This is a genomic window from Sporomusaceae bacterium ACPt (genome assembly GCA_041428575.1).
Taxonomy (GTDB): Bacteria; Bacillota; Negativicutes; order Sporomusales; family Sporomusaceae; genus Sporomusa_D; species Sporomusa_D carbonis.
Map to the genome: position 1 here is coordinate 649,601 of CP155570.1, position 26,162 is coordinate 675,762.

Consider the following 26,162-nt stretch of genomic DNA (forward strand, 5'->3'; position numbering starts at 1 on the left):
ATGAAAATCGGAGCTATTATGTGGACGAGTTATATACCGGCATTAGCTGAAGCTTTGGGACATATTCCCGGTCTGGAACTGAAAATGTGCAGTATTCGTGAACTGGAAGACGGAAGTTACCGGGAAGAAATGCTCGAATATCTTCGTTCCGAGGCCGATGCACTCTTTTTATTTCCATCAACCGGCAGCGTGTGGGAGGATATTTCCGGGGAAATCAGCGCCTTAAGCAAGCAAAAACCAACGATTGCTTTCGGCTATGACCCGGGTCTTCTGGCGTATAACAGCGTTGGCGCTCACGTGGCGCTAACAGTGCAACACTATTTGACGCTGGGCGGAACAGAAAACGCTAAAAACGCCCTGCTATATATTATGAAAGAAGTTTTAGGTGCGCAAGTTACCGTTTTGCCGCCCGAAGAAATTCCCTGGCAGGGCATTTTTTATCCGGGAAGTGACCGCTTATATGAGGATGCGGTAGATTTTATGGACAACTGTCCTGCCTGCCTTCCAGGAAGACCTACGGTTGGGATACTTTTTTACCGGCATTTGTGGATTAATCATAATACCGAAGTGATTGAATCCCTTGTGCGGGAACTTGATGAACTAGGCTGCAACGCGCTGCCGGCCTTTAGCACCGGACGGCGCGATATAGAGACAGGCTCAGAAGATAATGTCTATGTAATTAATAACTACTTTATGGTTAATGACAAACCGGTCATTGACGGCTTAATTAATCTCCAGTCGTTCCTCATGGTGAAACAAGGAGAAACGGAACGAACAGCCAAGCCTGCCGGTGATGATTTGCTTAAATGCTTGGATGTGCCAATCATTAAAGGGCTCTTGACCTATAGCAAGACAGAAGCCGAGTGGCGGTCTGATGCCTACGGAATTTCCGGACCGACGATGGTAATGTCGGTAGCCATGCCCGAGTGCAATGGCGTTATTGAACCCATTGTTATCGGGTCATTGAGCCGGGTGCATGAGCAGAGCATTGGCGGAGCGCTGGAATTTTATCTGCCGCTAAAAGGACGGATAAATTATTTGTGCAGGCGGGTAAAAAAGTGGATAGATCTCAGGTCCAAGCAGCCGTCAGAGCGGAAAGTCGCCATCATTCTTCACAACAGCCCCTGTCATGGTGTGGAATTAGCTGTGGGTGGCGCCGCTAACCTGGATTCGCTTGAGAGCGTGGCTCGCATTATGGCCCGCATGCAGCAAGCCGGCTACCACATCGAAAACTTGCCGGCATCAGGCAAAGAACTTATTGACCGGATCATGGGGACAAAAGCCATTTCGGATTTTCGTTGGACGCCTATTGAGGAGATTGTGGAAAAGGGCGGGGTAATAAAATACTTAACCGAAGCCGAATACCGGCAGTGGTTTGACAAGTTTCCGGCCACGGTTCAGGCCGCCATGATTGAAACCTGGGGTAAGCCGCCGGGGGAAGAAAAGGACGGTGTGCCTGCGGCCATGGTATATGACGGAAAAATATTGATTACCGGGGTTGAATACGGCAATGTGGTTGTCTGTTGCCAGCCCAAACGGGGCTGCGCCGGACCAAGATGTGACGGACAGGTGTGTAAGCTGCTGCATGACCCTGAATGCCCGCCGACCCATCAGTACGTAGCTACCTACCGCTACCTGGAGGATATGTGGGGCGCTGATGTGCTTGTACATGTCGGTACTCACGGTAATCTGGAATTTCTGCCAGGCAAATCGGTGGGCCTTTCCGAAACTTGTTTTCCTGAACTTACCTTGGGAACAGTCCCTCATCTCTATATTTACAACACCGACAACCCGCCGGAAGGTACAATCGCCAAACGGCGCAGCTATGCCGCTCTGATCGGGCATATGCAGACCGTGATGGTGGAGGCGGCGACTTATGGCCACCTGGAAGAACTGGAAAGCTTTTTAGATCAATACATTCAGGCCAAACATACCGATCCTGCCCGTAGTCACGAACTGGAACAGTTGATTACGGACAAAGCGGTAGAGGCTAAGTTGCTGGCAGACATTGGCCATGACCATGATGATTTTGACGTAATTGTTGAGAAATTGCATGGCCTAATTACCGGGCTGAAAAACCGGCTGCATCAGGATGGCATGCATGTTTTTGGTGACATCCCTGAAGGGGAGCGCCGGGTCAACTTTATTCAGGCTGTACTCAAGCATGATACCGGCGAACACGGAACGCTGGTCCGTTTGGTGGTGGAACTCATGGGTCTCGACTATGACCAGCTAAAAGACAATCCCCATGAATGGCACGCGGGCTTTGGCAAGAACTATGGCGCCCTGCTGCAGGATGCCAATACCTATGTGAAAGAATTTGTCCGCAATTTTATGGCTATATAGTATCCAATAAAGATGTACAGGCGTGTTGTTAGTATAAGCGTAAGTCAAGCGCCCGCGGTGGAGCGTTACTAACAACACGCCTAGAAAAAAATCTTTATTGGATTTCATATAGTTGATAGTGTATAGAATGAACTGATGATTTAACGGTCATTGGGAGACACGCATACTGCTCAGCAACACCAACAAGAATGAATGACGGGATTGCTTCACTGGCGTTCGCAATGACAAAGCGAAATATTTAATTGAGTGTGGAGAGGTGAGCAACATGACGGTAAGCGGCTTGAATATAGACATACTTACGATAGCACAAAAGGTTATGGGAACTCATTTAGTAAACCTGTCAAAAGTTGAGGAGTTAGGCTACTGGCGGGACAAGGTAAAAAGTATTGACACGAATCTTGCCGCCTCAAAGGAGATCGACAGTTTGCTGCACGGCTTCGGCGGCGGGTATCTCCCGGCCGGACCGTCCGGATTGATTACCCGGGGACGGGCAGACATTCTGCCTACAGGGCGAAATTTCTACAGTGCCGATCCGGAACGCATTCCTACCAAAGCGGCGTGGAAAGTTGGCCAAAAGTTGGCTGACGCGCTGATCGCCCGGCACGAGCAGGATACCGGTCGGGTGCCGGAAAATTGCGGCATGGTGCTGTTTGCCACCGATTGTATGTGGACCGACGGCGAGCAGGTGGCGCAAATATTGGCGCTGCTGGGAGTAGAGCCCAAGTGGGTTGCCGGCGGACGGGTCAAGGGATTCCGCGTTATCCCGCTGACCGATTTGGGGCGCCCGCGGATTGACGTTACTTTGCGTATCGGCGGCGTTACCAGGGATTGTTTTCCGGGAATCATTGACCTCATTGATGAAGCCATTCGCACAGTGGCGGAACTGGATGAGCCTTGCGAGCAAAATTATGTACGCAAGCATGCGCTGGAGCAACTGGAACAGTTGGCAGACAGTACTCCTGAGGCATGGGAACAGGCTACTGCCCGGATATTTGGCAGCAAGCCCAATACGTATGGTGCCGGAGTAAGCCTGGCCGTACACGCATCGGCCTGGAAAACCGAAAAAGACTTGGCCGATGTGTTCATTGCCTGGAGCGGTTATGCTTACGGGAAAAACCGGGGTGGCCGGCAAGCCGCCGAACAGTTTAAACGACAGTTGACAACAGTTGATTTGACCTACAACAAGGCGGCAACCGATGAATATGATATTTTTGGCTGCTGTTGCCACTTTTCCTATTACGGCGGTTTGACTGCCGCCGCCCGGACGCAGAAGGGCGGGGAAGTAAAAACCTACTTCGGCGATACCCGGGATCCCCAACGCCCGGCGGTCACCAGCTTATCCGAAGAGATTAACAGCATTATCCGTGTAAAAATCTTAAATCCCGGCTGGATTGACGGTATGAAGCGCCACGGCTACAAAGGAGCTGGCGACATGGCCAAACGTATCACCCATGTATATGGCTGGGAGGCAACCACCGGCGAGGTTGCCGATTGGGTGTTTGACGACCTGGCTAAGACCTACGTGCTGGACAAAGACATGCGAAAATGGTTTGCAGAGAACAACCCCTGGGCCATGGAAGAGATTAACCGACGGCTGCTGGAAGCAGCTGAACGGGGTTTATGGGCAGCCGATCCCGCAATACTGGATGGGCTGAAAGATACCTATATGGAGATTGAAGGCTGGATGGAAGAACGGATGGGCGACATCGACGGTGAGTATCAGGGGGGAAGTATTGATATTATCACCGCTGAAGATGTTCCGGCTTGGAAAGCCAAGCTGTATAAGTAGGTTATCGGCTACAGGCAGGTTGTTATTGAAAGTTGAGGTGAGAATATGGAAAAACCAAACAAACAGCGCCGGGTCATCTATCCTTTTGCCGCTTTGGCCGGACAGGAGGACTTGCAGTTAGGGCTCTTGCTCCATGCGGTAAATCCCCGTTTAGGCGGTATACTTATCCGCGGTGAGAAAGGGACTGCCAAGTCAACGGCTGTCCGGGGGCTGGCTGAGATTCTGCCTGACATGGAAGCGGTGGCAGATTGTCCGTATCACTGCGATCCCCGTGATCCCGGCAAGGCGTGCGGCGGCTGCGGCAGCCGGAAAGGAAGTGTGCAAACCCGAACCATGCCGGTACCGGTTATTGATATCCCGGTATCGGCCACCGAAGACCGGGTGGTCGGCAGCCTGGATTTTGAACAGGCCATCAAAGCCGGGCAAAGGGCTTTTTTGCCCGGCTTAATGGGTGAAGCCAACCGGGGTATCATCTATGTCGATGAAATCAACTTGCTGGATGATCATATCGTCGACGTGCTGTTGGACGCGGCTGCCAGCGGCATCAATGTTGTTGAGCGGGAAGGTATTAGTGTGACTCATCCGGCAGAATTCATCCTGGTAGGTACTATGAACCCGGAAGAAGGCGATCTCAGACCACAGCTATTAGACCGTTTTGCCTTGTGTGTCGATGTTCAGGGGGTGCTTGACCGGCAGACAAGAGTGGAGATTATTAAGCGCCGGGAAGCCTTTGAAATGAGTCCCGGGGCATTTATAGCCGCGTGGCAGAATGAACAAGCGGCGCTCAGGGAAAAAGTGATTGCCGCCCGCAGTTTATTGCCAGTGGTCAAGATGCCGGATGAATTATATACCATGGCCAGCCAGCTATGTGCTGAGGCCTTTGCCGCAGGGCACCGGGCGGACATCATGCTGGTTCGCGCAGCGGTAACGCTGGCTGCCTGGCGGGGGCGGCGGGAAGTCACCGGGCAGGATGTTTTAGATATTGCGCCGCTGGTGTTGGCGCATCGTCGCCGTCAGCCGCCGGATGAATCACAGACACCTAAGCAGCAGGAACACGAGCAGCCTGAACCGCCGGAAGACCAAAGTGAGGAGCAGCCACCCGACCGGCAAGACCAACAACCTCCGCCGCCACCTCCGGAGCAGCAGCAAGAAAGTCAGCAACAAGGGGACAAGGATGACAACCAGGATAATAATAGCAGCGCCAACCCGGCTACAGAGACGGTGTTTGCCGTGGGCAAACCTTTTGTCATTAAGCGCATCAGCCATGATAAAGACCGCCAGGTTCGCCGGGGGTCTGGCCGGCGTTCGCGTACCAAAACCGATTCCAGTGTTGGCCGGTATGTAAAGAGCACCAGCCACCGGGAACGTAACGACCTGGCTATTGACGCCACCATCCGCGCTGCCGCTCCTTTTCAACAGAGCCGTAAAGCCAATGGTATGGCGCTGGTCATTGAAACCGGCGATATCCGGGAAAAAGTCCGGGAAAAGCGCATTGGCAACTTTATGTTGTTTGTCGTTGACGCCAGCGGCTCAATGGGGGCCAAACAGCGGATGATTGAGACGAAAGGGGCCATATTATCTCTGTTGCAGGATGCCTATCAGAAACGGGACCGGGTGGGTATGGTAGCGTTTAAAGGCGACCGGGCCGAGGTATTGTTGCCGCCGACCAATAGTGTCGAACTGGCGCAAAAATGTCTGGTGGAAATGCCGGTTGGCGGCAAAACGCCGTTGGCTGCCGGCCTGACCAAAGCTCAGGAAGTGGTCCGGCAGCAACTGAAACGCAGTCCGCATATGCGGCCGATTGTCATTATTTTGTCTGACGGTAAGGCTAATGTGGCCATGGCGGGGGACAAACCGCTGGCTGAGGCCCATCGGGTGGCCGAAGCCATGCGCGAAGAACTGGACATTAAATATATAGTTGTTGATACCGAGCAAAAAGGCCTATTGTCGTTTGGTAAAGCGCAAGAACTGGCAGTCCGGCTTGGTGCCGAGTGCTACACCATTGAACAACTCAAAGTCGACAGCCTGGTGGACATTGTCCGTGGGGCGTTAGCTTAGATTTACTATTATCTTAGATTTACTATTATAAGGTAGAGGAGATAGGAAATATGCATAATCACAAACCGATCAACTATCCATTCGCGGCTATTGTTGGCCAGGACAGCATGAAAAAAGGGCTCATGCTCAATGTCATTAATCCGCGTCTTTCCGGGATACTTATCCGCGGGGAAAAGGGAACCGCCAAATCAACAGCGGTACGGGCTTTAGCTGAACTCTTGCCCGAAATTGACGTAGTTGCCGACTGTCCGTTTCACTGCGATCCTGACCAGCCGTTGACACACTGTCCTAAATGTCATGAACGCTATGAACAGGGGGAAGTATTACCGCGGGCCAAGAGGCCGATGAAAGTAGTTAATCTGCCTGTATCGGCTACTGAGGACAGGGTTGTAGGCACGCTGGATATTGAACATGCCATCAAATTCGGTGAAAAGAAATTTGAGCCGGGTGTACTGGCAGAAGCTAACCGGGGCATCCTCTATGTCGATGAAGTCAATTTACTGGATGACCATATTGTTGATGTATTACTTGATGCGGCAGCCATGGGGGTTAACACCGTCGAACGGGAGGGTGTGTCGTTTTCCCACCCGGCGCAGTTTATACTGGTTGGTACGATGAACCCGGAAGAAGGCGAGTTAAGACCGCAATTATTGGACCGTTTCGGGTTGTGCGTCACCATTGAGGGGATTGCCGATCCGGCCAAGCGGGTAGAGGTTATCAAACGCCGCACTGCTTTTGAAGAAAATCAGGAAAAGTTTGCTGCCGCTTGGGAAGCCGAACAGGGGAAGCTACGGGAGAAAATTGTGGCTGCCCAACAACTGTTACCGGCAGTGAGCTATGACGATGATGTGTTATATAACATTGCCGACATCGCCGTTCAAATGGGAGTTGACGGCCACCGCGCCGACTTGGTTATGCTGAAGGCTGCCAAAGCGCTGGCCGCCTTGAATGGCCGAGACAAAGTCGAACGGTCCGATGTTGCCGAGGTAGTTGAACTTGCTCTTATGCACCGCATGCGGAAAAAACCTTTCCAGGAAATTGGCTCAGACCAAAAAAAACTGCAAGAAGTTATGTCGCACCCGCATTCTCATCAGCATAGCCATAGCCACACGCATCAGCACGTGCATAATCAAAAATTGGCACGATAGGAGATGCGTTCATGATTGTAATTGAGGGACTGGTCAAGAAATTTGGCGAGCGGACAGTTGTTGATAATCTTACTCTGACTGTAGAGCAGGGTGAGACATTCGGGTTACTTGGGCCAAATGGTGCAGGCAAAACAACCACTATCAGAATTTTGACAATGCTGACAAAACCGACAGACGGCAGAATCAGTATCAACGGCTGGCAGATTCCTGATAATGATTTGGAAATAAAAAGCACGATCGGCGTTGTTCCGCAGCACTTAAACCTGGATATAGATTTAACCGCAAGAGAGAATCTGGACTTGCATGGCCGGCTGCATCATATTCCCGCCGGCGAGCGGAATAAACGGATTGATGAACTGCTGGACTACGTCGAGTTAAGCGAGCGGAGCAAGGACATGGTGCAGACTTTTTCCGGCGGTATGAAGCGACGCCTGATGATTGCCCGGGCGCTGCTCCACCGCCCCAAAGTATTATTCCTGGATGAGCCGACTGTCGGGCTTGATCCGCAAGTCCGGCGGCGTTTGTGGGATCTTGTCCGCAAACTGAATCATGATGGAATTACCGTTTTGTTGACAACCCACTACATTGAAGAAGCTGAAAATTTATGCAAAAGAGTAGCCATTATGGACAAAGGCAAATTGATTGCTTTGAATAGCCCGTCAGCCTTGTGCCGGCGGCTGGGTGACTATGTCGTTGAATGGAGTGACAAGGGCGCTACAGAATACCGGTTTTTCAGCACCAGAAACGAGGCAGCCTCTTTTGCCGGGCAGCTTTCTACCGATACCATGATTCGCCGTTCAAACTTAGAGGATGTTTTTGTCGAGTTGACCGGTCGAAAGGTGGTGGGATAGTGAGCTTTTACGATATACACACGGTGTTTTGGCGTGACTGGTTGGTCCTGGACCGTCGCTTGGGAAAATTTATTCTTTCCCGTATGGTGACACCTATCTTATATCTTGTTGCTTTCGGCTGGGGCTTGGGCCGCGGCATACAAATGAACGGCGGCAGTTATCTGGATTTTATTGTGCCGGGGATTATGGCCATGAATGCTATGAATATCAGTTTCAATTCCGTGGCATCACCACTCAATATGGCAAGATTGTATCACAAAACTTTCGAAGAATATCTTATAGCCCCAATTGGGCCGGCCTCTTTTGTCATCGGCAAAATTCTCGCCGGTGCTATGCGGGGTATGTTGTCCTGTGCCGTAATCTTTTTGCTTGCGCATTTTTTCGGCGCATCGATCAATATCAGCTTAGGTTTTTTACTGGTACTGGGATTGACCAGTCTGTTATTCGGGGCGATGGGTTTAATCGCGGCCATGCTGATAAACTCTCACGAAGATATGGCGAATTTCAGTACTTATTTTTTGTTGCCCATGTCATTCCTATGCGCCACTTTTTTTTCCGTTGATACCTTGCCGTCGGCAGTACGGTGGGTGATTGAAGTATTGCCCTTGACTCATGCTACTTACGCGTTGCGGATGCTCGGTACCGGTGGTGAGGTTCCGGGATTGTCGTTGGCAGTGCTGGCAGGATACACCATTGCGCTGATTGGAGCCGGTATTTGGACAATGATGCATGTACGTGATTAATTTGGAGGGTACAGGAGTAAATGCTTAAACGAATGGAGAGGAAACAATGAAAAAGAAATGGGAAAAGAAAAGTATTGCTTTAGCGCTGACGGTAGGCTTGGCTTTTTCGCCTTTGCATCTTGGCTTTGCGGCAGCCGACGAGGAACTGAGCTTTGACTTGGATCAAGTGGTAGTTACGGCTACTAAAACCGAAAAGAAGGTGAAAGATGTACCGGCTGCGGTAGAAGTCATTACCAAAGAGGATATGGACAAGAAAAATATCAAACGGGTGGCAGATGCCCTGACGATAGTTCCGGGCGTCTATGTCCGCCAAACTAAAGGATTGATGGGTTCTACCGATTCGATCACCATGAGGGGATTTGGCAGTCAGAAACAGATTCTCATCCTGATGGATGGTCAGCCAATTAACGACGGCTATAGCGGCGGCGTCAACCTGGCGAACATCCCTACGGAAAATATCGATAGAATAGAGGTAATCAAAGGTCCGGCATCTGCGCTATATGGCTCTAATGCCATGGGCGGGGTTATTAATATCATTACTAAAGAAAAAGCCAAACAGGAAACAATCGCCCGCGTAGGCATTGGGGGACAAGGAACAGAGACCCGATCAATTTATACCAGCGGCAGTGCCGGCAAACTCGATTACTTCATAACGGCACAGGGTACTTCTGCTGACGGCTATGAAGCCTATGAAGACTATAAAACTGCCATACCAGGATCTGATAAGGCTAACAACCCCGGCAAAAACGGGATGGACAGAAAATTGTATGATGGCAAATTGGTGTATCACCTGGATGAGAACAGCAAAATTACTCTGTCGGGCGGGGATAACAAATTTAAATATTTCAGCGAAAATGTTGCCGACCGCGGTGTGCGCGATGAGCATATCTGGGCTGTGCATTATGATAATAAATTGAGTGACGACAGTTCGTTGAAAGTCAGCTATGGCGAAAAGAAATTAAACAGCTGGTATGTATCCACAAGTTATAGTTCGTCTACGAATAATATATCCTCCTATTCTTATACACGCACTCCTTCCAAGACCAGCCAGGCGGAAGTACAGTATGACTTCAGAGCCGGCTCAAAAGACTTATTGACTGTTGGTTATACATTTAGAACCGAACAATCGGATTCCCTGGCCAAAACCTTAACTACTGCCTCTAAAGGCTGGGACTTAACGGTGACTAAAGTTAATAGTGACAACAATATTGGGGGAAAGACGGAAACCAAGTCAATCTTTTTCCAGGACGAGCATAAGCTGGACGGCAATACCACTCTTTATGCGGGCGGACGTTACGATGATTGGCGTTTTTATGACGGGTATACTTATGGCTATGACAGCGCGCAAGGACGTTATATAACCAATAATACGCCGGAAGGCAAAGCCGACAGCTTTAATCCGAAGTTAGGACTGGTTCATAAGGTGAATGACAAGTTGACCTTGCGTTCTTCCATCGGTAAAGCGTTTAGAGCGCCCAATGTCTATGAACTGGCCAAAGACTGGGAAAGCAGCAGCGGCACTATTTACAAGAGCAATCCTGACTTGCAGCCGGAAAAAGACACCAACTATGAACTGGGCTGTGATTACCGGATTGATAAAACCTTGCTGACCCGGTTAAATATTTATCATACTGACGTTACTGACGCAATTGACAAACGTACCTATACCAATTCCGACAACAGAACGGTGTCGCAATTCATAAATTCCGGCAAGGCCAGGATTAACGGAGTGGAGTTTAGTTTGAACAAGCGTTTGAGCGACAGCTGGAATAGTTTTCTCAACTATACTTATAACGATGCTAAGGTGACGGAGAGCGTAGCTGCTCCTGAAAACGTAGGTAAGCAAATGGGGAGTGTGCCGAAAAAGATGTTTAATATCGGCTTTAATTACGCAAATGGTCCCTGGCAGGGCAGTTTGACCGGTAATTACGTGAGCGAAACCAATGATCCAAGCAAGCAAGGCCAAAAAGGTTATGGAACCTATGAAGCCTATTTCACAGTGGATACTAAAATATCTTATAAAATAGAAGAAAACACCACTGTTTCCCTGAGTGTGGACAACCTGCTCAACAAAAAATATTATACCTATTACTTATCTCAGCCGCGGACAATGTATCTGGAATTGACCCACAAGTTCTAATTTTATTACCGGTATAGTCCTTCCGGAAAAAGTAAGGACGGGCAAATTGCCTGGCGGCAAGCGCAGTGTTGAATTGTATATGGCCATGAAGGCTATTGGGCGGACATGTCTATGTCTAATAATCTTCATGGCCCTTATTGTCCCAAAATTGAACTGACAGGGAGGAAATGAACATGAAAGTATTTATTGTCGGCAACTGTCTGGCCGGTGAATATGGCTTGTCACGCTTGTATGCGGCCGACTTCGGACATATGTTCAGAGAAGCGAGATGAATAACTATGAGTATGGCAATAAAGAAGGCAGTAACCGGGACTGTGGCCGGTTTGCTGACCATCCTTCTTGTTTTAGGGCTGTCCGGGTGTGATCGTCAGCCTGCCGCCACGTTGCTGCAAGGTGTTTTTACCAAAAATGGCATTGTTCTGACCGGTAATGAGATGCAGCCGCAGAAAATTAATATGAAAGTAAATGGCCAGGAAAAACCGGTCAACTGGCATTATGAAGGCGGACGCACTGTTGCTATTCCCGAGGATTGGCAGCGTGGGGCAAATTATGAACTGAATGTTGACGGACAAACCTGGTCGGCAAGCGCACCGGAAAAACCCGGTACTTTTGTACGTGCTGTAGTTGGTTTGGGTTCTCTGGAAGATATTGCGTCAATACAGGAATGGGCCCCGCAAGTATATGAGGAGACAGCCGTGTCAGCGGACGGACAGTATGTCGCGGTAGCTTCCTTTGATCATACTGTTTATATGTACGATAAAGCTGGTAAAAAACTGTGGGATTATCGTATTCCCAGCGGTTTGCCGGTCAGTGTTGCTTTTGCCGCGGACGGCGCGACTGTATTTGTCGGGGAATCCAGCACAGATGCCAGGTTGTATGCGTTTGACACCGTGTCAGGCAAGTTGCTCTGGCAGTATAGTTTTTCCGAACAAATCGGCAGCGGCGCCAACGCGCAGTGGAGCAACCGCCCGAAAGTGCGATCCCTTGCAGTAAGCGGTAATAAAGTAATAGCTGCAGGCGAATACCGGCAGCGAGTTATTGAAAAAAAAGGTGAGCGCTCAACCATTGTGTATCCGACAAAGTGTGTGGTAGCATCTTTCGACGGCCGGACGGGGAATAAGCTGTGGCAATACCCGGCAACAGGGGTAATGGATACCGGTGTATCGAAAATTGTGGTGTCGGACGACGGTCAAAAGGTGGTATTTTCCAATCATTCCTGGAGCCCGGCCGATAAGTATCCGGATGGCAGCATCCGGGTGTTACATGGACAAACCGGTGCTTTGGCCGCATGGTATCAGATTGATGTTCTGCCACCTTATTTTAAGTGGGTAGGAATTTATGACGGGATCGACCTTTCCCCTAATGGCAAATATTTGGTGGCTTATCCCAGCGATAACCGGGTTATGCTTTTTGATTTATCGGCAGTAGATATGTCCGGGGCAGCAAAAATGCTTACACCGCTATGGCTGAGACAAGCCAGCAGGGTACATGACATTAGCGGCATTCCGGTGTATGCCTCGGGTAATGCGGCCCACGTTACCAATGACGGGACGGTATATTTGATGACAGGTTTAACATATCTGGCGGATAAGACTGCAGCCGCAGCGCCGCCGTTCAGTCATCCGGACGCCAGTACCTTATTTGCTTACAACAACCAGGGCGAGCTGCTGTGGAAATGGCAGACCGAAGGCGGCATAGGCAAAGTCCGGTTTTCCGCCGACAGCCGCTACATGGTGGCCGCAGTGTTTCACGATTATGTAACGCGTAAAAAAGAGCGGGCCGGGGTATATTGTTTTGATTTTCAGAATGCCGGCGCCGATAGTTTTGCCTGGTTTTATCCGATGGAAGGAATCGGTGTTGCCGCTGCTATCGCCGGGGACGGCACAACGGTGGCAGCCTGTGAAGCGCCTATCCGGATGGAGAATGCCGTGGCGGCAGGTCAACACCGGCTGCATATTTTACAGTAACGTATTTTTCTTATCCTTGATGCGTGATATCGAAGATCCGGCATAAGCAAAGCACAGGCCTGGGAAATATAGCTAAAGCCGGTGTTGTAAAACTGTTGGCTGCGGTGGAGACTGGACGGAGCAATTCTGGCTATCGGCAATGCGCCAACCGCTTTGTTTGAGGTGATCAAAATCATGCAGGAATCCGACGTACGTCCTGCGCTCATTGTTGGCGTTCCTGTCGGCTTTGTTGGTGCGGCTGAGTCGAAGGAATGTCTGGCGCAGCATTCGCCCGTACCCTATATTACCGTTCATGGCAACAAGGGGGGAAGCCCTATTGCCGCAGCTACCATCAATGCTATGTTATATATGATTGAAAAGTAGTCTGAAGGGAGGAGAAGTATAATGAAAAAAATTACTGCAGTAGTCTGGCATAGTTATGCCACAGCCATGAGAAAGGCTGGAGCAGCGCTGAAAGAGGTTGTCGACATCAAGGTGTATTCGGCCCGTTTATTGGAAGAAGGGAAAGAGGATATCGACGCAGTGGGAAAGCCGGACGAAGTGATTACCGAAGAAAACATCCGGAAAGTATATAATGTTTCGGCATCTGTCGTTGAAACCCGGTACGGCTGTTATGTTTTGCCTATTGAGCCGCTTAAAGATACTGCAGGTTGAATTGAAGTTAATTTAAAAGCAAAAAGCAGAGGCGGGCTATGTTCAAGAAGATAGCAGGAATAATGCTGGCGATTATCGTGGCAGTATTATTTTGTGCCGGCTGCGGCAAGGAGGATAACGCAACCAAGCCGGTAAGCACACCGGCATTGGTAGATGCACCTGCAGCCGGTGGCACAGTGAAAGACTCAGCCGGGCGCATGATCAAAATTCCGGCAACTATGAAACGAGTCATTGCTCTTAATGTATCGACGTTTAATATGATTACAGCTATTGGTGCGGCCGATACGGTGCTCGGAGTGAATGACAACGCTCAAGAATCAGTGCCAGCTGCTGCCAGCAAAGAGGTCTTCGCAACAGCCTTTGATCCCATGGTGGAAAAGGCTTTGGGAGAAGGCTATACCGATAGAACAGCGGCTAAGGCGGCGTATGATAAGCTAATTTCCCGGACCGGATGGCATGATTTAGCTGCAGTAAAAAACAACAAAGTGTTGTTGTTAGCTCAGAATATCGGGACAACCCCGGAGGGAAGTATTATCGGTATGCTATATATGGCAAAAACCATGTATCCTGACAAATTTGCCGATATTGACCCTTATACGGTCTATAAAGAAATGGAACAAGAATTCTTTGATGTGGAGGCCACGGGAATTATAGCCTATCCCTAGCAAGCAGCAGATGGAAGAATCAGGTAAACAGGAACCGGCGTGTGTTATTACTACAAGGGACAATATGAGACGGCTATCGGGGATTTGGACGAGGCTATGTTCTTTCCTGTAAAAGAAAAAAATCACAATCTAAATATTTACAATTGTAAATTAAAGTGGTAAAATTTATTTTGAATAAGCGGATTTTGAAAAATTCGCGATACGACAAGATGTGTTGTATCATGGATAAAACAAAAAGTGGCTCACTTATTACCAACAATATATTTGCGAAATATGGTATGAAACCATTCGGGACAAGCTATGAATGACCCGGGTTTCATACCTTATTATTTTTTTAGGAGGATGGATATGGATAAACAACAATGGGACAAGTGTGTACAATTTCACGGACATGAGTGTCCAGGACTGGCTATTGGGTTTAAGGCCTGTGAGGCCGCTATGGAAAAGCTGGGTATTAAGTTTTCCGCTGATGAAGAAGTAGTTTGTGTTACCGAGAATGATGCCTGCGGCGTGGATGCCATTCAGGTGCTAACCGGCTGCAGCTTGGGCAAGGGTAATCTTTTGTACCGGGGTACAGGCAAACAGGCATTTAGCTTTTTTAACCGAATGAGCGGCGAAAGTATCAGGCTGGTGCTAAAACCGTTCAAGGAAGAAATGAGCCGGGAACAACGGCAAGAGTATTTGCTCAGCACACCGGCTTCAGATTTATTTGATTTTAAACAACCGCACTATTCTTTGCCGGAAGAAGCAAGAATTTTCACAACTGTTATCTGCGAAAAATGCGGTGAGGGTGCGCCCGAGCATAAAATCAGACTTAATAACGGGAAAAAAGTTTGTTGTGACTGCTTTGTGGACTATAATCGCGGCTGGTGACATATGGAATTAAAAGATTTTGAAAATTTATGGAGAAGCAATATAGCAGACTTGGAAGAAACACAAAAATTTTGGGACATGCGGGCAGATGAATTTAACAGTTACAGCCGTAACAATGAGGGCGAAACCCGGCGGCAACAAATTCTCGACCTCCTGACAGCCAAAGGCATCTTACGAAATGATGCTGAAATTCTGGATATTGGCTGCGGCCCAGGCAAATATGCCCTTGAATTTGCCAAAAAAGTAAAAACAGTAGTCGGAATTGATATCTCTCCCCGGATGATTCAGTATGCGCAAGACAATGCCCAGCGTCAAAACGCAGCAAATACCGTTTTTGAATTATCGGCGTGGGAATCACTCAATCTGGATGAATGCGGCTGGAATAAAAAATTTGACCTGGTCTTTGCCTCTGTGTGTCCCGGCATAAGCAGCAGCGAGAGCCTGTTAAAACTGTGCCGGGCGAGTAAGGGAGCCTGCTTTATCAGCAGCTTTGTTGAGCGCAGCGATGAACTCCGCGATGAACTGCACCGGGTTATTTTTGGCCGGGACCCGGAACAGCGCTGGGGCAAAAATATTTATTATGCCATCAATATTCTGTGGTTGTCAGGATACTATCCCGAAATCAGCTACCGCGACGCTGAGTTTGAACATGCCTGGCCGCTGGAAAAAGCTGTGGAACTGTACAGCAGTCAGTTGAAACGAATGACCAAATCAAATGCAGATATGTCGGGGATAGAGGCTAAAATTGCCGAATATCTTGGCAAAGTTGCTGAGAATGGCTTGGTTTATGAAAAAGTTAAGTCCAAAATAGCCTGGCTGTATTGGTGTGTATAACCGGCAGGAGAGTGAGTTGCGGATGAAGTTGATAGAACGGCTGCAAATAATAATAGCGTTACTCGTATGTGCGGCGTTGATGCTTGTTGCGTCCGGCTGCAGCTCCGGAAAATCTGCCGGTACTGCAGGCGTAACCAAGCCGCTTGTCATTAATCTTGCCGGCGGCGATGCAGGTTTTCTCACGCCCTTCGGACACTACCCCCGGGGGCCGGGAATTTTCAAAATGAATCTAATTTTTGACAGCTTGCTGGAACGGGGAGAAAAAGGCTATATTCCGTGGCTGGCTGAAAAGTGGGAGATATCGGCCGACGGCAAAACATATATTTTCAATCTGCGCAAAGGCATCAAATGGCATGACGGTCAGCCACTGACCGCCGCCGATGTGAAATTCTCCTTTGAATACTATGCCAAAAATCCGCCGGTATCCGATGAACTGGCCATCAATGGGAAACGCATTATTGAGGCTATAGACGTCGTTGATGATCATACCGTAAAGATTACTGTTGATAAACCTAATGCTACTATTTTAGGGCGACTGGGCAACGCCAGAATTATTCCCCGCCATATCTGGGCGACGGTGGACGATCCGAAAAAGTTTAACAAGCCGGAAGCGTTGATTGGATGCGGTCCCTATATTCTTAAGGAATATAGCAAAGAGCAGGGAGCTTATAAGTTTGAAGCGTTTAAGGATTATTGGGGACCCAAACCCAAAGTGGACATCGTTCAGTTTATTCCAGTGAGCGATAATGTCCTGGCTTTTAACAAAGGCGAAATTGATCTGACTGCCATATCTCCGGACTTGCTGGCTCAGTATGAAAATAACAAAGAATTTATGATCAAAAAAAATCCGGCGTTTTGGGGCTACCGGCTCATCTTTAATATGGAAAAATGCCCGGAATTTAAGGACAAGAACATAAGACAGGCATTTGCCTATGCCATTAATGCCCAGGAACTTGTTGAGAAGGTGGCACGGGGGGCGGCCGTACCGGCAAGTGCCGGGTATTTGCCGGTTGATCACATCTGGTATAACAACAATGTTAAAAAATATGCGTTCAATATCGACAAAGCGAGAGAATTGCTGCAGGGTAAGACATTTTCCTATACCATGCTGATCGGTAATTCTAATGATGAGATCAGAATGGCCGAATTAATAAAAATTAGCTTGGCCCAAGCCGGTATCAACCTGACAGTAAGAAGCCTTGATGAAAAAACCCGTGATGCGGCCGCGAAAAAAGGGGATTATGAACTTATTATCAACGGGCATGGCGGCTGGGGCAGTGATGCTGATCTGTTGCGGACTGTATACGCCAATCAAAAATCTTCCGGTCAAAGTCCGTCAGGGAATGGCCTATACGGTTATAACAATGAAACAATTAATGAGCTATGTAACCGGCAACTGACCGAACTTGACCCGGATAAACGCAAAGCACTGGTTTTCCAGTTGCAGGAGGTAATTGCCGAAGAAGTGCCGCAGATTCCTCTCTATAATACGACCGGCTATATTGTATACAGACCTGCGAAATATGACGGCTGGAGGTATATGTTCGACCACCATGAAGTCACTCACAGTAAAATTTCCTATCTTGAATCCATGTAGAACGATGAATAGGCAATCATTCCATAAAATGGCCGAATATTTGGTTACCTTTCTGTTTATTATTACACTGAATTTTTTTCTTCCCCGGCTCATGCCCGGAGATCCGTTCACTTTTTTGTCAGCCGGTACTGATGAGGTAACGGTAGCTTATTCGGAAGAGCAGATTGAAAAGTATAAAGCATATTATGGACTGGACAAACCGTTGATTAATCAGTATGTTAGCTATATTGGCAACATGCTGCAGGGAAATATCGGCTACAGTATCTACTACAATGAGGATGTTGTTGCGCTTGTCGGCAAAAGAGCGCTTTGGACAGTGTCCCTGGTCGTTGTATCGCTGACGGTAAGCTGCGTGCTTGGTCTTATTCTGGGCAGTCTTGCCGCCTGGAACCGGAACAATGCATTTGACCGGTATTTATACCTGGTTATGATCTGCTTTTCCGAGATTCCTGCTTTCCTGATGGGATTATTGCTTTTATTTGCCGGCGCGGCCTGGCTGGGCTGGTTTCCCCTGGCGGGTGGGACGAGTACGTTTGCGGTATTTGCTACTCCGGTGCAGCAGGCATTGGATATTGTTCATCACGCCGTTCTTCCTGTTATTACCCTGGTGCTGGCGCGACTCGGCGAGTTTTTTATGATTGCCAGAAGCAGCATGCTGACTGTATTGTCAAAGGATTATATGCGCACCGCCCGTGGCAAGGGACTGTCAAAAAGCCGCATTTTATTTGTCCATGCGTTAAGAAATGCGGCTATACCGGTAATTACCAGAATGTTTTTAAGTCTCGGTACTGTTTTCGGGGGCGCGGTGCTTGTGGAAAATGTTTTCAACTACCCTGGTGTTGGTCAACTTATGCGCGAATCAGTGATGCTTAGAGATTATATACTTATGCAAGGCATATTTATGTTTTTTGCGGTGAGCGTGCTGACAATGAACTTTGTTGCCGATATGTTGTACAAGAAGCTTGACCCGAGGATTACTTGAAAACGAAGGGAAGACGTTATATTAATACAATCATGTTAGTGGTTAAGCAATATCAAAAGCTTTCTTGTTCAGGAAAAACGGCTGCCGCTCTTTTGCTTTTGGTACTGACAATCGCTCTCTTTGCAGGACTATTGTCACCGTATCCGCACAATATACCATCAGGAAAAGCGTTACAGCCGCCCTCCGCCGCACACTGGCTGGGGACTGACGACCTGGGGATCGATATTTGGACACAAATTTGCCACGGGGCCAGGCTGAGTATCTGTGTAGGCATCAGCACGGCGTTGCTGGCCGGATTTGGCGGTTGTATGATTGGCATGGTTGCCGGTTATTTTGGCGGTCTGACTGACCGGGTGGTCATGCGGCTGACGGATTTAATGATTGTTCTGCCCGATTTGCCAATGATGATTGTTTTAGGAGCTTTTTTCGGTCCCAGTATCATGAATATCATTCTTGTGCTTACTTTGTTTTCCTGGACAGCGCCGGCAAGAATTGTACGGTCGAGAATTTTGACTATGAAACAAGAAAAATTTATCACGGCAGCCAGAAGTTACGGGGCAGGATTTTTCCATCTGGCGTCACGGCATTTCTTGCCTGGTATACTACCGCTTGTTGCCGTCAGCATTATTCGGCTGACAGGCAGGGCGATTGTCGCTGAAGCCAGCCTGTCATTTCTGGGGTTGGGTGATCCAACTTCGAAAAGTTGGGGTCTGATTTTAAACTATGCTGTTCATTTTAAAGGTATATATTTTACCGAGTTCTGGAAATGGTGGGTTACTGCACCGCTGGTCGCAATCATCTTAGTAGTGGCGGCTATTGCCGTCTTGGCCAGGGAATGCGAGAAATTGGTCAATTCGAAGCTTTAAGGAGATAGAGGGGATGGAGCAGTCAGTGCTACAAGTTAAAAATTTGTTTATAGGCTATGGTACCGGTGAACAAAGGGTACAGGCCGTCGATGACATATCACTTTCCCTGGAAAAAGGCGGCAGTCTGGGGATCATTGGCGAGTCGGGCAGCGGCAAGACAACATTGGCTCTGGCCCTTATGGGGTTATTGGATAAAACGGCCGCTATTGGCGGGACAATCAGTTATTGTGGAGAAAATCTACAGCAGCTTTCTGAAACCGAACGTAATTATTATCGATGGCGCCGTCTTGCCCTTGTTTTTCAGAACAGCCTTGATGTACTTAATCCTGTACTTACCATCTATGAACAAATTTATGAATGTTTAAAAAAACATACCGGGCTGCGACCAACGCTGATTTGTGAAAAAATTAACAATTTATTTAAAATGGTGGGCCTTGAACCGTTTTGGCAAGAATATTATCCTCATCAGTTGTCCGGTGGTATTCGCCAACGGGTTCTATTGGCGATGGCATTGTCCTGTGACCCTGACATATTGATTGTGGATGAACCTACCAATGCGTTGGATGCCGTTAGCAAGCAGGAAATCATCGATCTTATATACACGCTGCACCAGGAAAGAAAGTTTGGACTTATGGTTATTTCTCATGAAATGAAAACGGTATCCAGGCTTGCTTCCCGGCTTATCGTTATGTATAACGGGCGCATTGTTGAAGAAGGCTTGACCAAAGATATCCTCAATCATCCTATGCACAACTATACGCGCGGTCTGTTGAATTCTTCACCTGATATCAATCCTTACCGGGATTTATGGGGCATTCCGGGTGAAACTGCTCATGGTAACCAGGGCGGCTGTTCTTTTTATCCAAGGTGCAACCAGCGCATTGAATACTGTAAAACAAACAAGCCCTCGTTGGAATATGTGTCCCTGGAACGCAAAGTGGCGTGCAACCGCAAAGGAATTGTGACCCTACTACAGGCATCCGGGATTTGTAAAACCTATAAATCTAAAGGAAAGCGTATCAAAGTATGCGACAACTGCGGGATAGATATTCGTGCCGGTGAAGCTGTTGCACTTATCGGGCAGTCAGGTTCAGGCAAAACGACGCTGGCGAGTATTATTGGCGGTGTGCTTGCGGCAGACGCCGGTGAGGTATTTTTTAACGGCGAAAAAGTAACGGGTTATAGTGCTACTTGCAGACAAAACGGCATACAGATCGTATTTCAGGACCCCTACTCCTCGGTCAATGAGCAATTTACAGTCGAAGAGGCAATAAGGGAGCCGCTGGATGTCATCAGACGTGATTGTACCCTTGAACAACGGACTAACTGGGTCAAAGATGCCCTGAGCCAGGTGCAACTTCCCAGTGAAGATAGTTTCCTGGCCAGGAGATGCCATACCCTGAGCGGCGGTCAGCGTCAGCGCATAGCTTTGGCCCGGGCGATGGTTATGCAACCGTCAATATTAATTGCCGATGAAATCAGTTCAATGCTTGATCCTTCTACGCAGGCCAATATTTTGCGTCTCTTAAAGGGACTGCAAAACCGTAAGGGGTTTGCCATGCTGTATATTACCCATGATTTGGCTGTTGCTCAGAAAATAGCCGACAGGGTTTATGTTATGTATCAAGGTAAGATTATTGAAAAAGGCAATGCTCAACATGTTTTCACCAAGCCTGTTCAGGCTTATACCAAAAAATTGCTTGATGGTGCAGCGACAATATCATTATGCTAATCATCAAATGGAGATGAGAAAATGTTGAAAAGGATTAAGAAAGAAAAGATGCTGCTAATAGCAATGGCTGCATTACTGCAGGCTACTCCCCTTACCTACGCTGAGGACACCCCGCAGGATTTTACCCTGGAAACCATTGTGGTAACAGATAGTAAAATTGTGGGCGACGGCGAAACAACCAAGGTAACCTCCCTTAATGTGAAAGATAAAATTGATGCCGGCCAAATTAATAGTATTACCGATTTGCTGCAAGATGTTCCCGGTGTTATAGTAACGACCAGTCCGCAGTCGGGAACCACCGTGTCTATGCGCGGCATGACCAATGACCGGCTGTTGGTGGCGATTAACGGCAATATTATTGAAAATCAAGGCGGTTTGTACCGGGGGCGCGCCCTGGAATGGGATTCTTTGCCGGTAAGCAATGTCAAAAAAATCGAAATTATCCGGGGGGCCAGCTCGGCGCAATATGGCGGCACGTGGGGCGGCGTCATCAATATCGTCACCGTCGATACCCCGGGTGAAAACAAGACCTATCTAAAATCAAGTATTGGCAGTTATGGTGACAGAAAATATTCGGTAAGTAACCAGGGAATTACTCAGGATGGCAAAATATCCTGGACCATTAGTGCTGATAAAAAAGAAAGTGACGGTTTTTATCGCAACAATTTCAAAGATAGTCATGATGTCAATTTAAATCTGACCTATAATTTCACTGACACACAGAAATTGTCTTTGGCCATAACGGACAGCTACCGCAAAGAAGGCACCCTGGTGGGCAATAACCAGGACGCCAATAACGACAACGGCTATGACCCGGATTATCCCACAGTGCCGATGGCTCCGACTACTACTAAAAGCGGTAACCAGTATTTGGACGGTAGCTATCGTGAATTTAACACCAAGAATTATGCGTTAAACTATAACGACGGTGACTGGAAATTAGGATTATACAAAAATAAGCAGGACCGGAATGACTGGCTGCGCTACTTGGGTAAAGACCCGGAAACGCCGGAACTGAAAACCGACAACAGTGGCTATAACTGGCAACAGACCCGGCAACTGGGCAAACATAAACTGACGACCGGTCTGGACTACCGTAAATTGAAATATGATGTTATTAGCAGTAGTCCAAGTTCTCTGGAATCGGAACTCAATGGATATTTTATTCAGGATAACTGGCAGCTAAATGAGAAAACGCTGTTAGGTTTGGGGTTACGGTATGATCAATATCAATCCAGCAATCTTTTGACTTCTAAGGAATATTCCGATAAGTCGAAACTAAGTCCTAAAGTTAATATGACCTATCAGCTCAATCCTCAGGAAGCTGTATATGCCAGTGCCAGCCTGGTGTTCCGGCCGCCGACGGTATCTGACTATGTTCGTTGGCAAATGAATTATTCGCCGAGCAATGTGAGCAACTCTAATTATACTAAGTACATAACTTATAATCATTTAAACTGGACGCTGGCAGACTGGCAACAGGTTATCGGTCAGTTAGAGCCGGAAAGTGGTATGGCCTATGAATTAGGCTGGAAAAAACAGTTTACTGACAAATTTGGCGCCAGGGTAACGGGATTCTTCAATGATATTGATGATTATGTGACTACTTATATGGGGTCCGGTATTAACTCCGGTCCGCCTACTTACAACATCGACAATGCAAAAATTAAAGGGGTTGAAATCGCTAGCGATTATCAATTTTCAAAAAAATGGGGGATGGTATTTAACTATACTACCCAACATTCAAGCAAAAGCGGCGATCAGCTAGATCCTACCGGTACAGAACTTACCACCATCCCCAAAGCTACGATCAATCTGGGACTACGCTACAATAACCGTCAGGGTTTCGTGGCGGCGCTGGACGGGCAACGAATCCAAACCGTAGCGGCTGCTACGACGCGTGGATACACCTTGTTTAACCTGGGCTTGTCCTATACTAAGAATGAATCAACAGTTGCCCTGGCAGTCAACAACCTGTTTGATGTCGATTATGAACAAACAGCAGGATTCCCGATGCCGGGAATAAACTACAGCCTATCCTATCAAATTGGTTTCTAAAATTTAATAAGGGGGGAGTTAAGTAGGATGAAGCTTTGATTGACAATAAAAGTGAAATTTAGTACAATTTATATATTAGCAGGCAGTTGAAACTGCCTTTATTCCGTAGGAACTTACGGTCAGTTGCTTTATACTTATTTTTGGTTTTATTTTAATATTTTATAAAACAAGTAGCCATGAAGGCATCGGTATAAAGCCGGTAGTCTTGATGGTTTTTTATCATTAGTTATAGAAGGAAACTGCTTATGAGATATAGAAAGATGTAAACAATAGTATAGGAAGCTCTTTTCTCATTTTAGAAACAGGGAGTTATTTGCTCGAATATGCTGAATGTTGCTTAGTTTCGTGGTATGGTTTTTGAGTCAGACGAGAAAGAAGTATACCGTATTGGTTTATTGGAGGGATTTTATGTATATTGCCGTTGTTGACGGGCAAGGCGGCGGAATTGGCAGAGTAATCATTGAACGAATGCGGGTTGAATTTCGTAGTACCGTTGAAATTTTGGCTATTGGAACCAATTCGCAGGCTACTTCTATTATGCTCAGGGCGGGGGCGAATGAAGGCGCTACCGGGGAAAATGCACTCATATGTAATGTAGATGAGGTAGACTTGATTGTAGGTCCGCTGAGTATTATTTTACCTGACTCAATGAAGGGGGAGTTAACAGCAAAAATGGCTAGGCGCATAGTAACCAGCAAAGCCCGAAAGATATTATTGCCCATTCATCGCAATAACATTGATCTTGTTGGCATAAAATCCGAACCGTTACCACACCAAGTGGATGCTTTGATTTTACAAATTAAACAATATATAGGAAATGGAGGGAACTGTAATGTGCGAAGCTAATGCTTATCTTTACAAGGGTGGTGAACAGGAAGAGTTACTGATGGAGCGTGTCGATCGCGTGGTGCCTCAGAATGGTGAAATCTATTTGGAGAATATTTTTGGGCAGCGAAAAATGATTGCTGCCAAGATTAAAGAACTCAACTTGGTTGATCACCGTATTATTCTGGAAATGATTGCAGCGGAAGAAACCGTCTAGCAGATGAGGGTATCATTAGATAAAAAGCGCTATTTGTCTATATGAAATCCAATAAAGATTTTTTTCTAGGCGTGTTGTTAGTAACGCTCCACCGCTGGCGCTTGACTTACGCTTATACTAACAACACGCCTGTACATCTTTATTGGATACTATATAGTTGAACAAATAGCGCTTTTTTACTATCTATTACGGATAATTCAAAATTATATTGACAAGTAAAAGTGAATTTTGATACAATTACAACGCTAAAGACAGTTGAAGCTGTCATGCTCCGTAGAGAAACGCGGTGAATTTTGAGTATTAGGTTTAATGTTATTTGGATAAGCGGCCATGAAGGTATTTGTATTTAGAAAAATATCTTTAGGGCTTTTTTTTATGCCGCAATATTAATCGTCCAGTTTGAGCGGAAGGTGGTAGAACAAATGTTGATTGCAGTTATTGACGGTATGGGCGGGGGCCTGGGGGTGCAACTGGTTACACAACTTTCGGCGCAACTGGGGCAAAAAGCTGATATTATTGCACTAGGCACGAATGCACTGGCAACCAACAACATGGTGCGGGCCGGAGCCATGCGCGGCGCTACCGGCGAAAATGCCGTGGTGGTCTCCATCCGCAAGGCTGATGTGGTTGTGGGACCGATTGGTATTATTATTCCTAACTCGCTAATGGGTGAAATTACACCGAAGATTGCCGAAGCTGTTGCCTCATCTGATGCGCATAAAGTGTTAGTACCGGTAAATCAGAGCCATTTCGATATCGTTGGCCTGGAAAGCCGGCCATTGGTAGTCTCGATAAAGGAAGCAGCGGCTAAAGTAAACGAACTTGTTCAGGGTAAATCCTGGTAAATATAAGTGGCATTCATTCCAATATTGTGGCTTTGCGGTCAGCCCGCCACCACAGCACGCCGATGGTGGCACTGATAAGCTCGGTACAGTAGTCTTCAAGTGCCCGATTGGCCAGAAACTCGGTGATTTTGGCGGTTGTTTCCGGGCCCTCAAGGCCAAACAACTTAAAATAACTGGAGTAGTACTCGATCATATAGGCCAGTGTTTCGCGGTAACGCTGACGGTAGCTGTAAAACTTGATGTTAGGCAGATAACGCTCCTGATACAGAATGTTGAAAGGGTACTGAATATCAAAAGCTGTATGTTCAGGCGGCGTTCCCATCAAGTGCTCCCACAGCAGTGTACGTACCTTTATGTGATAAGTACCGGCAAAACCTATCAGACAGCATGTGCCGCGTGAGAGTTCGTTCATTTTCATCAAGCTGTCATAGTCGTTGATTGCGGTAGTGTTGGCGGCAAACACTACATCATAGGCCGGTTCGGAAGGCAGATCAAGCCAATCCGTTTGCAGTGTCAATACCTTGTCAGCAACACCGTCATGCATTGCTTCTGATTGCATTACGGCTAACATCTGTCCGGCAGTGTCAAGTCCAGTCACTTGTTTAGCCCTGGCGGCCAGAGGGAGTGTGAATGTACCGGCGCCGCAGCCAATATCAAGTACAGTACAATCGGGGGTGATCGCACCGTCGGTAACTAATCCATCGATAATAGTGTTGTATATAGGACGGCTTTGGCGGTTGCGCAAAGCGTATTGTTCGGCGAAAGTATTCCAAAAATGTTGCCAGCCTTGTTTGTTGCCATAACTTGGAGCTTGGCTGGAAGTTTCCCGTGCTTCTTGCCAAGCATCAGTCCAGAATTTTGTATTACACATTTATTTTCATCCTTTCTGAATTGGCGTCTGGGGTATTGCTCAATAAAAAAAGCATGAAAATCTAAGGAGTAATTCCTCAGGTTTCATACCGGATTCTTGAA

General features: G+C 47.5%; 21 protein-coding genes and 1 pseudogene. 21 read left to right on the top strand and 1 reads right to left on the bottom strand.

Annotated elements, in window-relative coordinates:
- From SCACP_RS03135 to SCACP_RS03235, 21 genes and pseudogenes are all read left to right on the top strand, one after another.
- Positions 1-2,346 (top strand): cobaltochelatase subunit CobN, encoded by a 2,346-nt coding sequence (locus SCACP_RS03135; protein WP_425059977.1) that lies wholly within the window; start codon positions 1-3, stop codon positions 2,344-2,346.
- A 265-nt stretch (positions 2,347-2,611) separates the two neighbouring features.
- On the top strand, positions 2,612-4,135 hold the full coding sequence (locus SCACP_RS03140; RefSeq protein ID WP_425059978.1) for a cobaltochelatase subunit CobN: 1,524 nt from the start codon (positions 2,612-2,614) through the stop codon (positions 4,133-4,135).
- 45 nt (positions 4,136-4,180) lie between these two features.
- Complete coding sequence (locus tag SCACP_RS03145) at positions 4,181-6,193, top strand: putative cobaltochelatase (protein WP_425059979.1); 2,013 nt, start codon at positions 4,181-4,183, stop codon at positions 6,191-6,193.
- Between the two features lie 50 nt (positions 6,194-6,243).
- Positions 6,244-7,341 (top strand): ATP-binding protein, encoded by a 1,098-nt coding sequence (locus SCACP_RS03150; protein WP_425059980.1) that lies wholly within the window; start codon positions 6,244-6,246, stop codon positions 7,339-7,341.
- 11 nt (positions 7,342-7,352) lie between these two features.
- Positions 7,353-8,192 carry an ABC transporter ATP-binding protein gene (locus SCACP_RS03155; RefSeq protein WP_425059981.1) on the top strand — a complete coding sequence of 280 codons (840 nt, stop codon included), beginning with the start codon at positions 7,353-7,355 and terminating at the stop codon, positions 8,190-8,192.
- Positions 8,192-8,935: an ABC transporter permease gene (locus tag SCACP_RS03160; RefSeq protein ID WP_425059982.1), complete on the top strand. Its 744-nt coding sequence runs from the start codon at positions 8,192-8,194 to the stop codon at positions 8,933-8,935. Before SCACP_RS03155 ends, SCACP_RS03160 begins: the two co-directional genes overlap by 1 nt.
- A 46-nt stretch (positions 8,936-8,981) precedes the next feature.
- A complete protein-coding gene (locus SCACP_RS03165; RefSeq protein WP_425059983.1) occupies positions 8,982-11,075 on the top strand; it encodes a TonB-dependent receptor plug domain-containing protein in 2,094 nt (697 codons plus the stop codon).
- A gap of 278 nt (positions 11,076-11,353) precedes the next feature.
- Positions 11,354-13,042 carry a WD40 repeat domain-containing protein gene (locus SCACP_RS03170; protein WP_425059984.1) on the top strand — a complete coding sequence of 563 codons (1,689 nt, stop codon included), beginning with the start codon at positions 11,354-11,356 and terminating at the stop codon, positions 13,040-13,042.
- 111 nt (positions 13,043-13,153) lie between these two features.
- Positions 13,154-13,405 (top strand): annotated as a pseudogene (locus tag SCACP_RS03175) (precorrin-8X methylmutase); the annotation flags it as partial.
- A gap of 21 nt (positions 13,406-13,426) precedes the next feature.
- Positions 13,427-13,696, top strand: coding sequence for a hypothetical protein (locus SCACP_RS03180; RefSeq protein WP_425059985.1), 270 nt, complete (start codon positions 13,427-13,429; stop codon positions 13,694-13,696).
- 38 nt (positions 13,697-13,734) lie between these two features.
- Positions 13,735-14,361 (top strand): hypothetical protein, encoded by a 627-nt coding sequence (locus SCACP_RS03185; RefSeq protein WP_425059986.1) that lies wholly within the window; start codon positions 13,735-13,737, stop codon positions 14,359-14,361.
- A 348-nt stretch (positions 14,362-14,709) separates the two neighbouring features.
- Entirely contained in the window at positions 14,710-15,234 is a 525-nt protein-coding gene (locus SCACP_RS03190) for an FmdE family protein (RefSeq protein ID WP_425059987.1), read from the top strand.
- A 3-nt stretch (positions 15,235-15,237) separates the two neighbouring features.
- The gene (locus SCACP_RS03195) at positions 15,238-16,068 is read left to right on the top strand and encodes a class I SAM-dependent methyltransferase (protein ID WP_425059988.1); all 831 of its coding nucleotides are present in this window, start codon (positions 15,238-15,240) and stop codon (positions 16,066-16,068) included.
- Between the two features lie 22 nt (positions 16,069-16,090).
- Positions 16,091-17,665, top strand: a complete 1,575-nt coding sequence (locus tag SCACP_RS03200) for an ABC transporter substrate-binding protein (RefSeq protein ID WP_425059989.1) — start codon at positions 16,091-16,093, stop codon at positions 17,663-17,665.
- A 28-nt stretch (positions 17,666-17,693) separates the two neighbouring features.
- Positions 17,694-18,647, top strand: coding sequence for an ABC transporter permease (locus tag SCACP_RS03205; RefSeq protein ID WP_425059990.1), 954 nt, complete (start codon positions 17,694-17,696; stop codon positions 18,645-18,647).
- Positions 18,648-18,679: 32 nt separating this feature from the next.
- Positions 18,680-19,513 carry an ABC transporter permease gene (locus SCACP_RS03210; RefSeq protein WP_425059991.1) on the top strand — a complete coding sequence of 278 codons (834 nt, stop codon included), beginning with the start codon at positions 18,680-18,682 and terminating at the stop codon, positions 19,511-19,513.
- Between the two features lie 13 nt (positions 19,514-19,526).
- Positions 19,527-21,245, top strand: coding sequence for an ABC transporter ATP-binding protein (locus tag SCACP_RS03215; protein WP_425059992.1), 1,719 nt, complete (start codon positions 19,527-19,529; stop codon positions 21,243-21,245).
- A gap of 21 nt (positions 21,246-21,266) precedes the next feature.
- Positions 21,267-23,303: a TonB-dependent receptor gene (locus SCACP_RS03220; RefSeq protein WP_425059993.1), complete on the top strand. Its 2,037-nt coding sequence runs from the start codon at positions 21,267-21,269 to the stop codon at positions 23,301-23,303.
- A 408-nt stretch (positions 23,304-23,711) separates the two neighbouring features.
- Complete coding sequence (locus tag SCACP_RS03225) at positions 23,712-24,149, top strand: DUF3842 family protein (protein ID WP_425059994.1); 438 nt, start codon at positions 23,712-23,714, stop codon at positions 24,147-24,149.
- Positions 24,136-24,345, top strand: coding sequence for a CooT family nickel-binding protein (locus tag SCACP_RS03230; RefSeq protein ID WP_425059995.1), 210 nt, complete (start codon positions 24,136-24,138; stop codon positions 24,343-24,345). The genes SCACP_RS03225 and SCACP_RS03230 overlap by 14 nt, the downstream gene beginning before the upstream one ends.
- 422 nt (positions 24,346-24,767) lie before the next feature.
- Positions 24,768-25,190 carry a DUF3842 family protein gene (locus SCACP_RS03235; RefSeq protein WP_425059996.1) on the top strand — a complete coding sequence of 141 codons (423 nt, stop codon included), beginning with the start codon at positions 24,768-24,770 and terminating at the stop codon, positions 25,188-25,190.
- Positions 25,191-25,203: 13 nt separating this feature from the next.
- Here the strand turns inward: SCACP_RS03235 and SCACP_RS03240 are convergent, their stop codons facing one another.
- Positions 25,204-26,061, bottom strand: coding sequence for a class I SAM-dependent methyltransferase (locus SCACP_RS03240; protein ID WP_425059997.1), 858 nt, complete (start codon positions 26,059-26,061; stop codon positions 25,204-25,206).
- Between the last annotated feature and the right edge of the window lie 101 nt (positions 26,062-26,162).

What these genes read in the sequence shown, in the direction of transcription:
- SCACP_RS03135 (WP_425059977.1), top strand. Translation starts at nt 1, where the DNA reads ATGAAAATCGGAGCTATTATGTGGACGAGTTATATACCGGCATTAGCT.
- SCACP_RS03140 (WP_425059978.1), top strand. Translation starts at nt 2,612, where the DNA reads ATGACGGTAAGCGGCTTGAATATAGACATACTTACGATAGCACAAAAG.
- SCACP_RS03145 (WP_425059979.1), top strand. Translation starts at nt 4,181, where the DNA reads ATGGAAAAACCAAACAAACAGCGCCGGGTCATCTATCCTTTTGCCGCT.
- SCACP_RS03150 (WP_425059980.1), top strand. Translation starts at nt 6,244, where the DNA reads ATGCATAATCACAAACCGATCAACTATCCATTCGCGGCTATTGTTGGC.
- SCACP_RS03155 (WP_425059981.1), top strand. Translation starts at nt 7,353, where the DNA reads ATGATTGTAATTGAGGGACTGGTCAAGAAATTTGGCGAGCGGACAGTT.
- SCACP_RS03165 (WP_425059983.1), top strand. Translation starts at nt 8,982, where the DNA reads ATGAAAAAGAAATGGGAAAAGAAAAGTATTGCTTTAGCGCTGACGGTA.
- SCACP_RS03170 (WP_425059984.1), top strand. Translation starts at nt 11,354, where the DNA reads ATGAGTATGGCAATAAAGAAGGCAGTAACCGGGACTGTGGCCGGTTTG.
- SCACP_RS03180 (WP_425059985.1), top strand. Translation starts at nt 13,427, where the DNA reads ATGAAAAAAATTACTGCAGTAGTCTGGCATAGTTATGCCACAGCCATG.
- SCACP_RS03185 (WP_425059986.1), top strand. Translation starts at nt 13,735, where the DNA reads ATGTTCAAGAAGATAGCAGGAATAATGCTGGCGATTATCGTGGCAGTA.
- SCACP_RS03190 (WP_425059987.1), top strand. Translation starts at nt 14,710, where the DNA reads ATGGATAAACAACAATGGGACAAGTGTGTACAATTTCACGGACATGAG.
- SCACP_RS03195 (WP_425059988.1), top strand. Translation starts at nt 15,238, where the DNA reads ATGGAATTAAAAGATTTTGAAAATTTATGGAGAAGCAATATAGCAGAC.
- SCACP_RS03200 (WP_425059989.1), top strand. Translation starts at nt 16,091, where the DNA reads ATGAAGTTGATAGAACGGCTGCAAATAATAATAGCGTTACTCGTATGT.
- SCACP_RS03205 (WP_425059990.1), top strand. Translation starts at nt 17,694, where the DNA reads ATGGCCGAATATTTGGTTACCTTTCTGTTTATTATTACACTGAATTTT.
- SCACP_RS03210 (WP_425059991.1), top strand. Translation starts at nt 18,680, where the DNA reads ATGTTAGTGGTTAAGCAATATCAAAAGCTTTCTTGTTCAGGAAAAACG.
- SCACP_RS03215 (WP_425059992.1), top strand. Translation starts at nt 19,527, where the DNA reads ATGGAGCAGTCAGTGCTACAAGTTAAAAATTTGTTTATAGGCTATGGT.
- SCACP_RS03220 (WP_425059993.1), top strand. Translation starts at nt 21,267, where the DNA reads ATGTTGAAAAGGATTAAGAAAGAAAAGATGCTGCTAATAGCAATGGCT.
- SCACP_RS03225 (WP_425059994.1), top strand. Translation starts at nt 23,712, where the DNA reads ATGTATATTGCCGTTGTTGACGGGCAAGGCGGCGGAATTGGCAGAGTA.
- SCACP_RS03230 (WP_425059995.1), top strand. Translation starts at nt 24,136, where the DNA reads ATGTGCGAAGCTAATGCTTATCTTTACAAGGGTGGTGAACAGGAAGAG.
- SCACP_RS03235 (WP_425059996.1), top strand. Translation starts at nt 24,768, where the DNA reads ATGTTGATTGCAGTTATTGACGGTATGGGCGGGGGCCTGGGGGTGCAA.
- SCACP_RS03240 (WP_425059997.1), bottom strand. Translation starts at nt 26,061, where the DNA reads ATGTGTAATACAAAATTCTGGACTGATGCTTGGCAAGAAGCACGGGAA.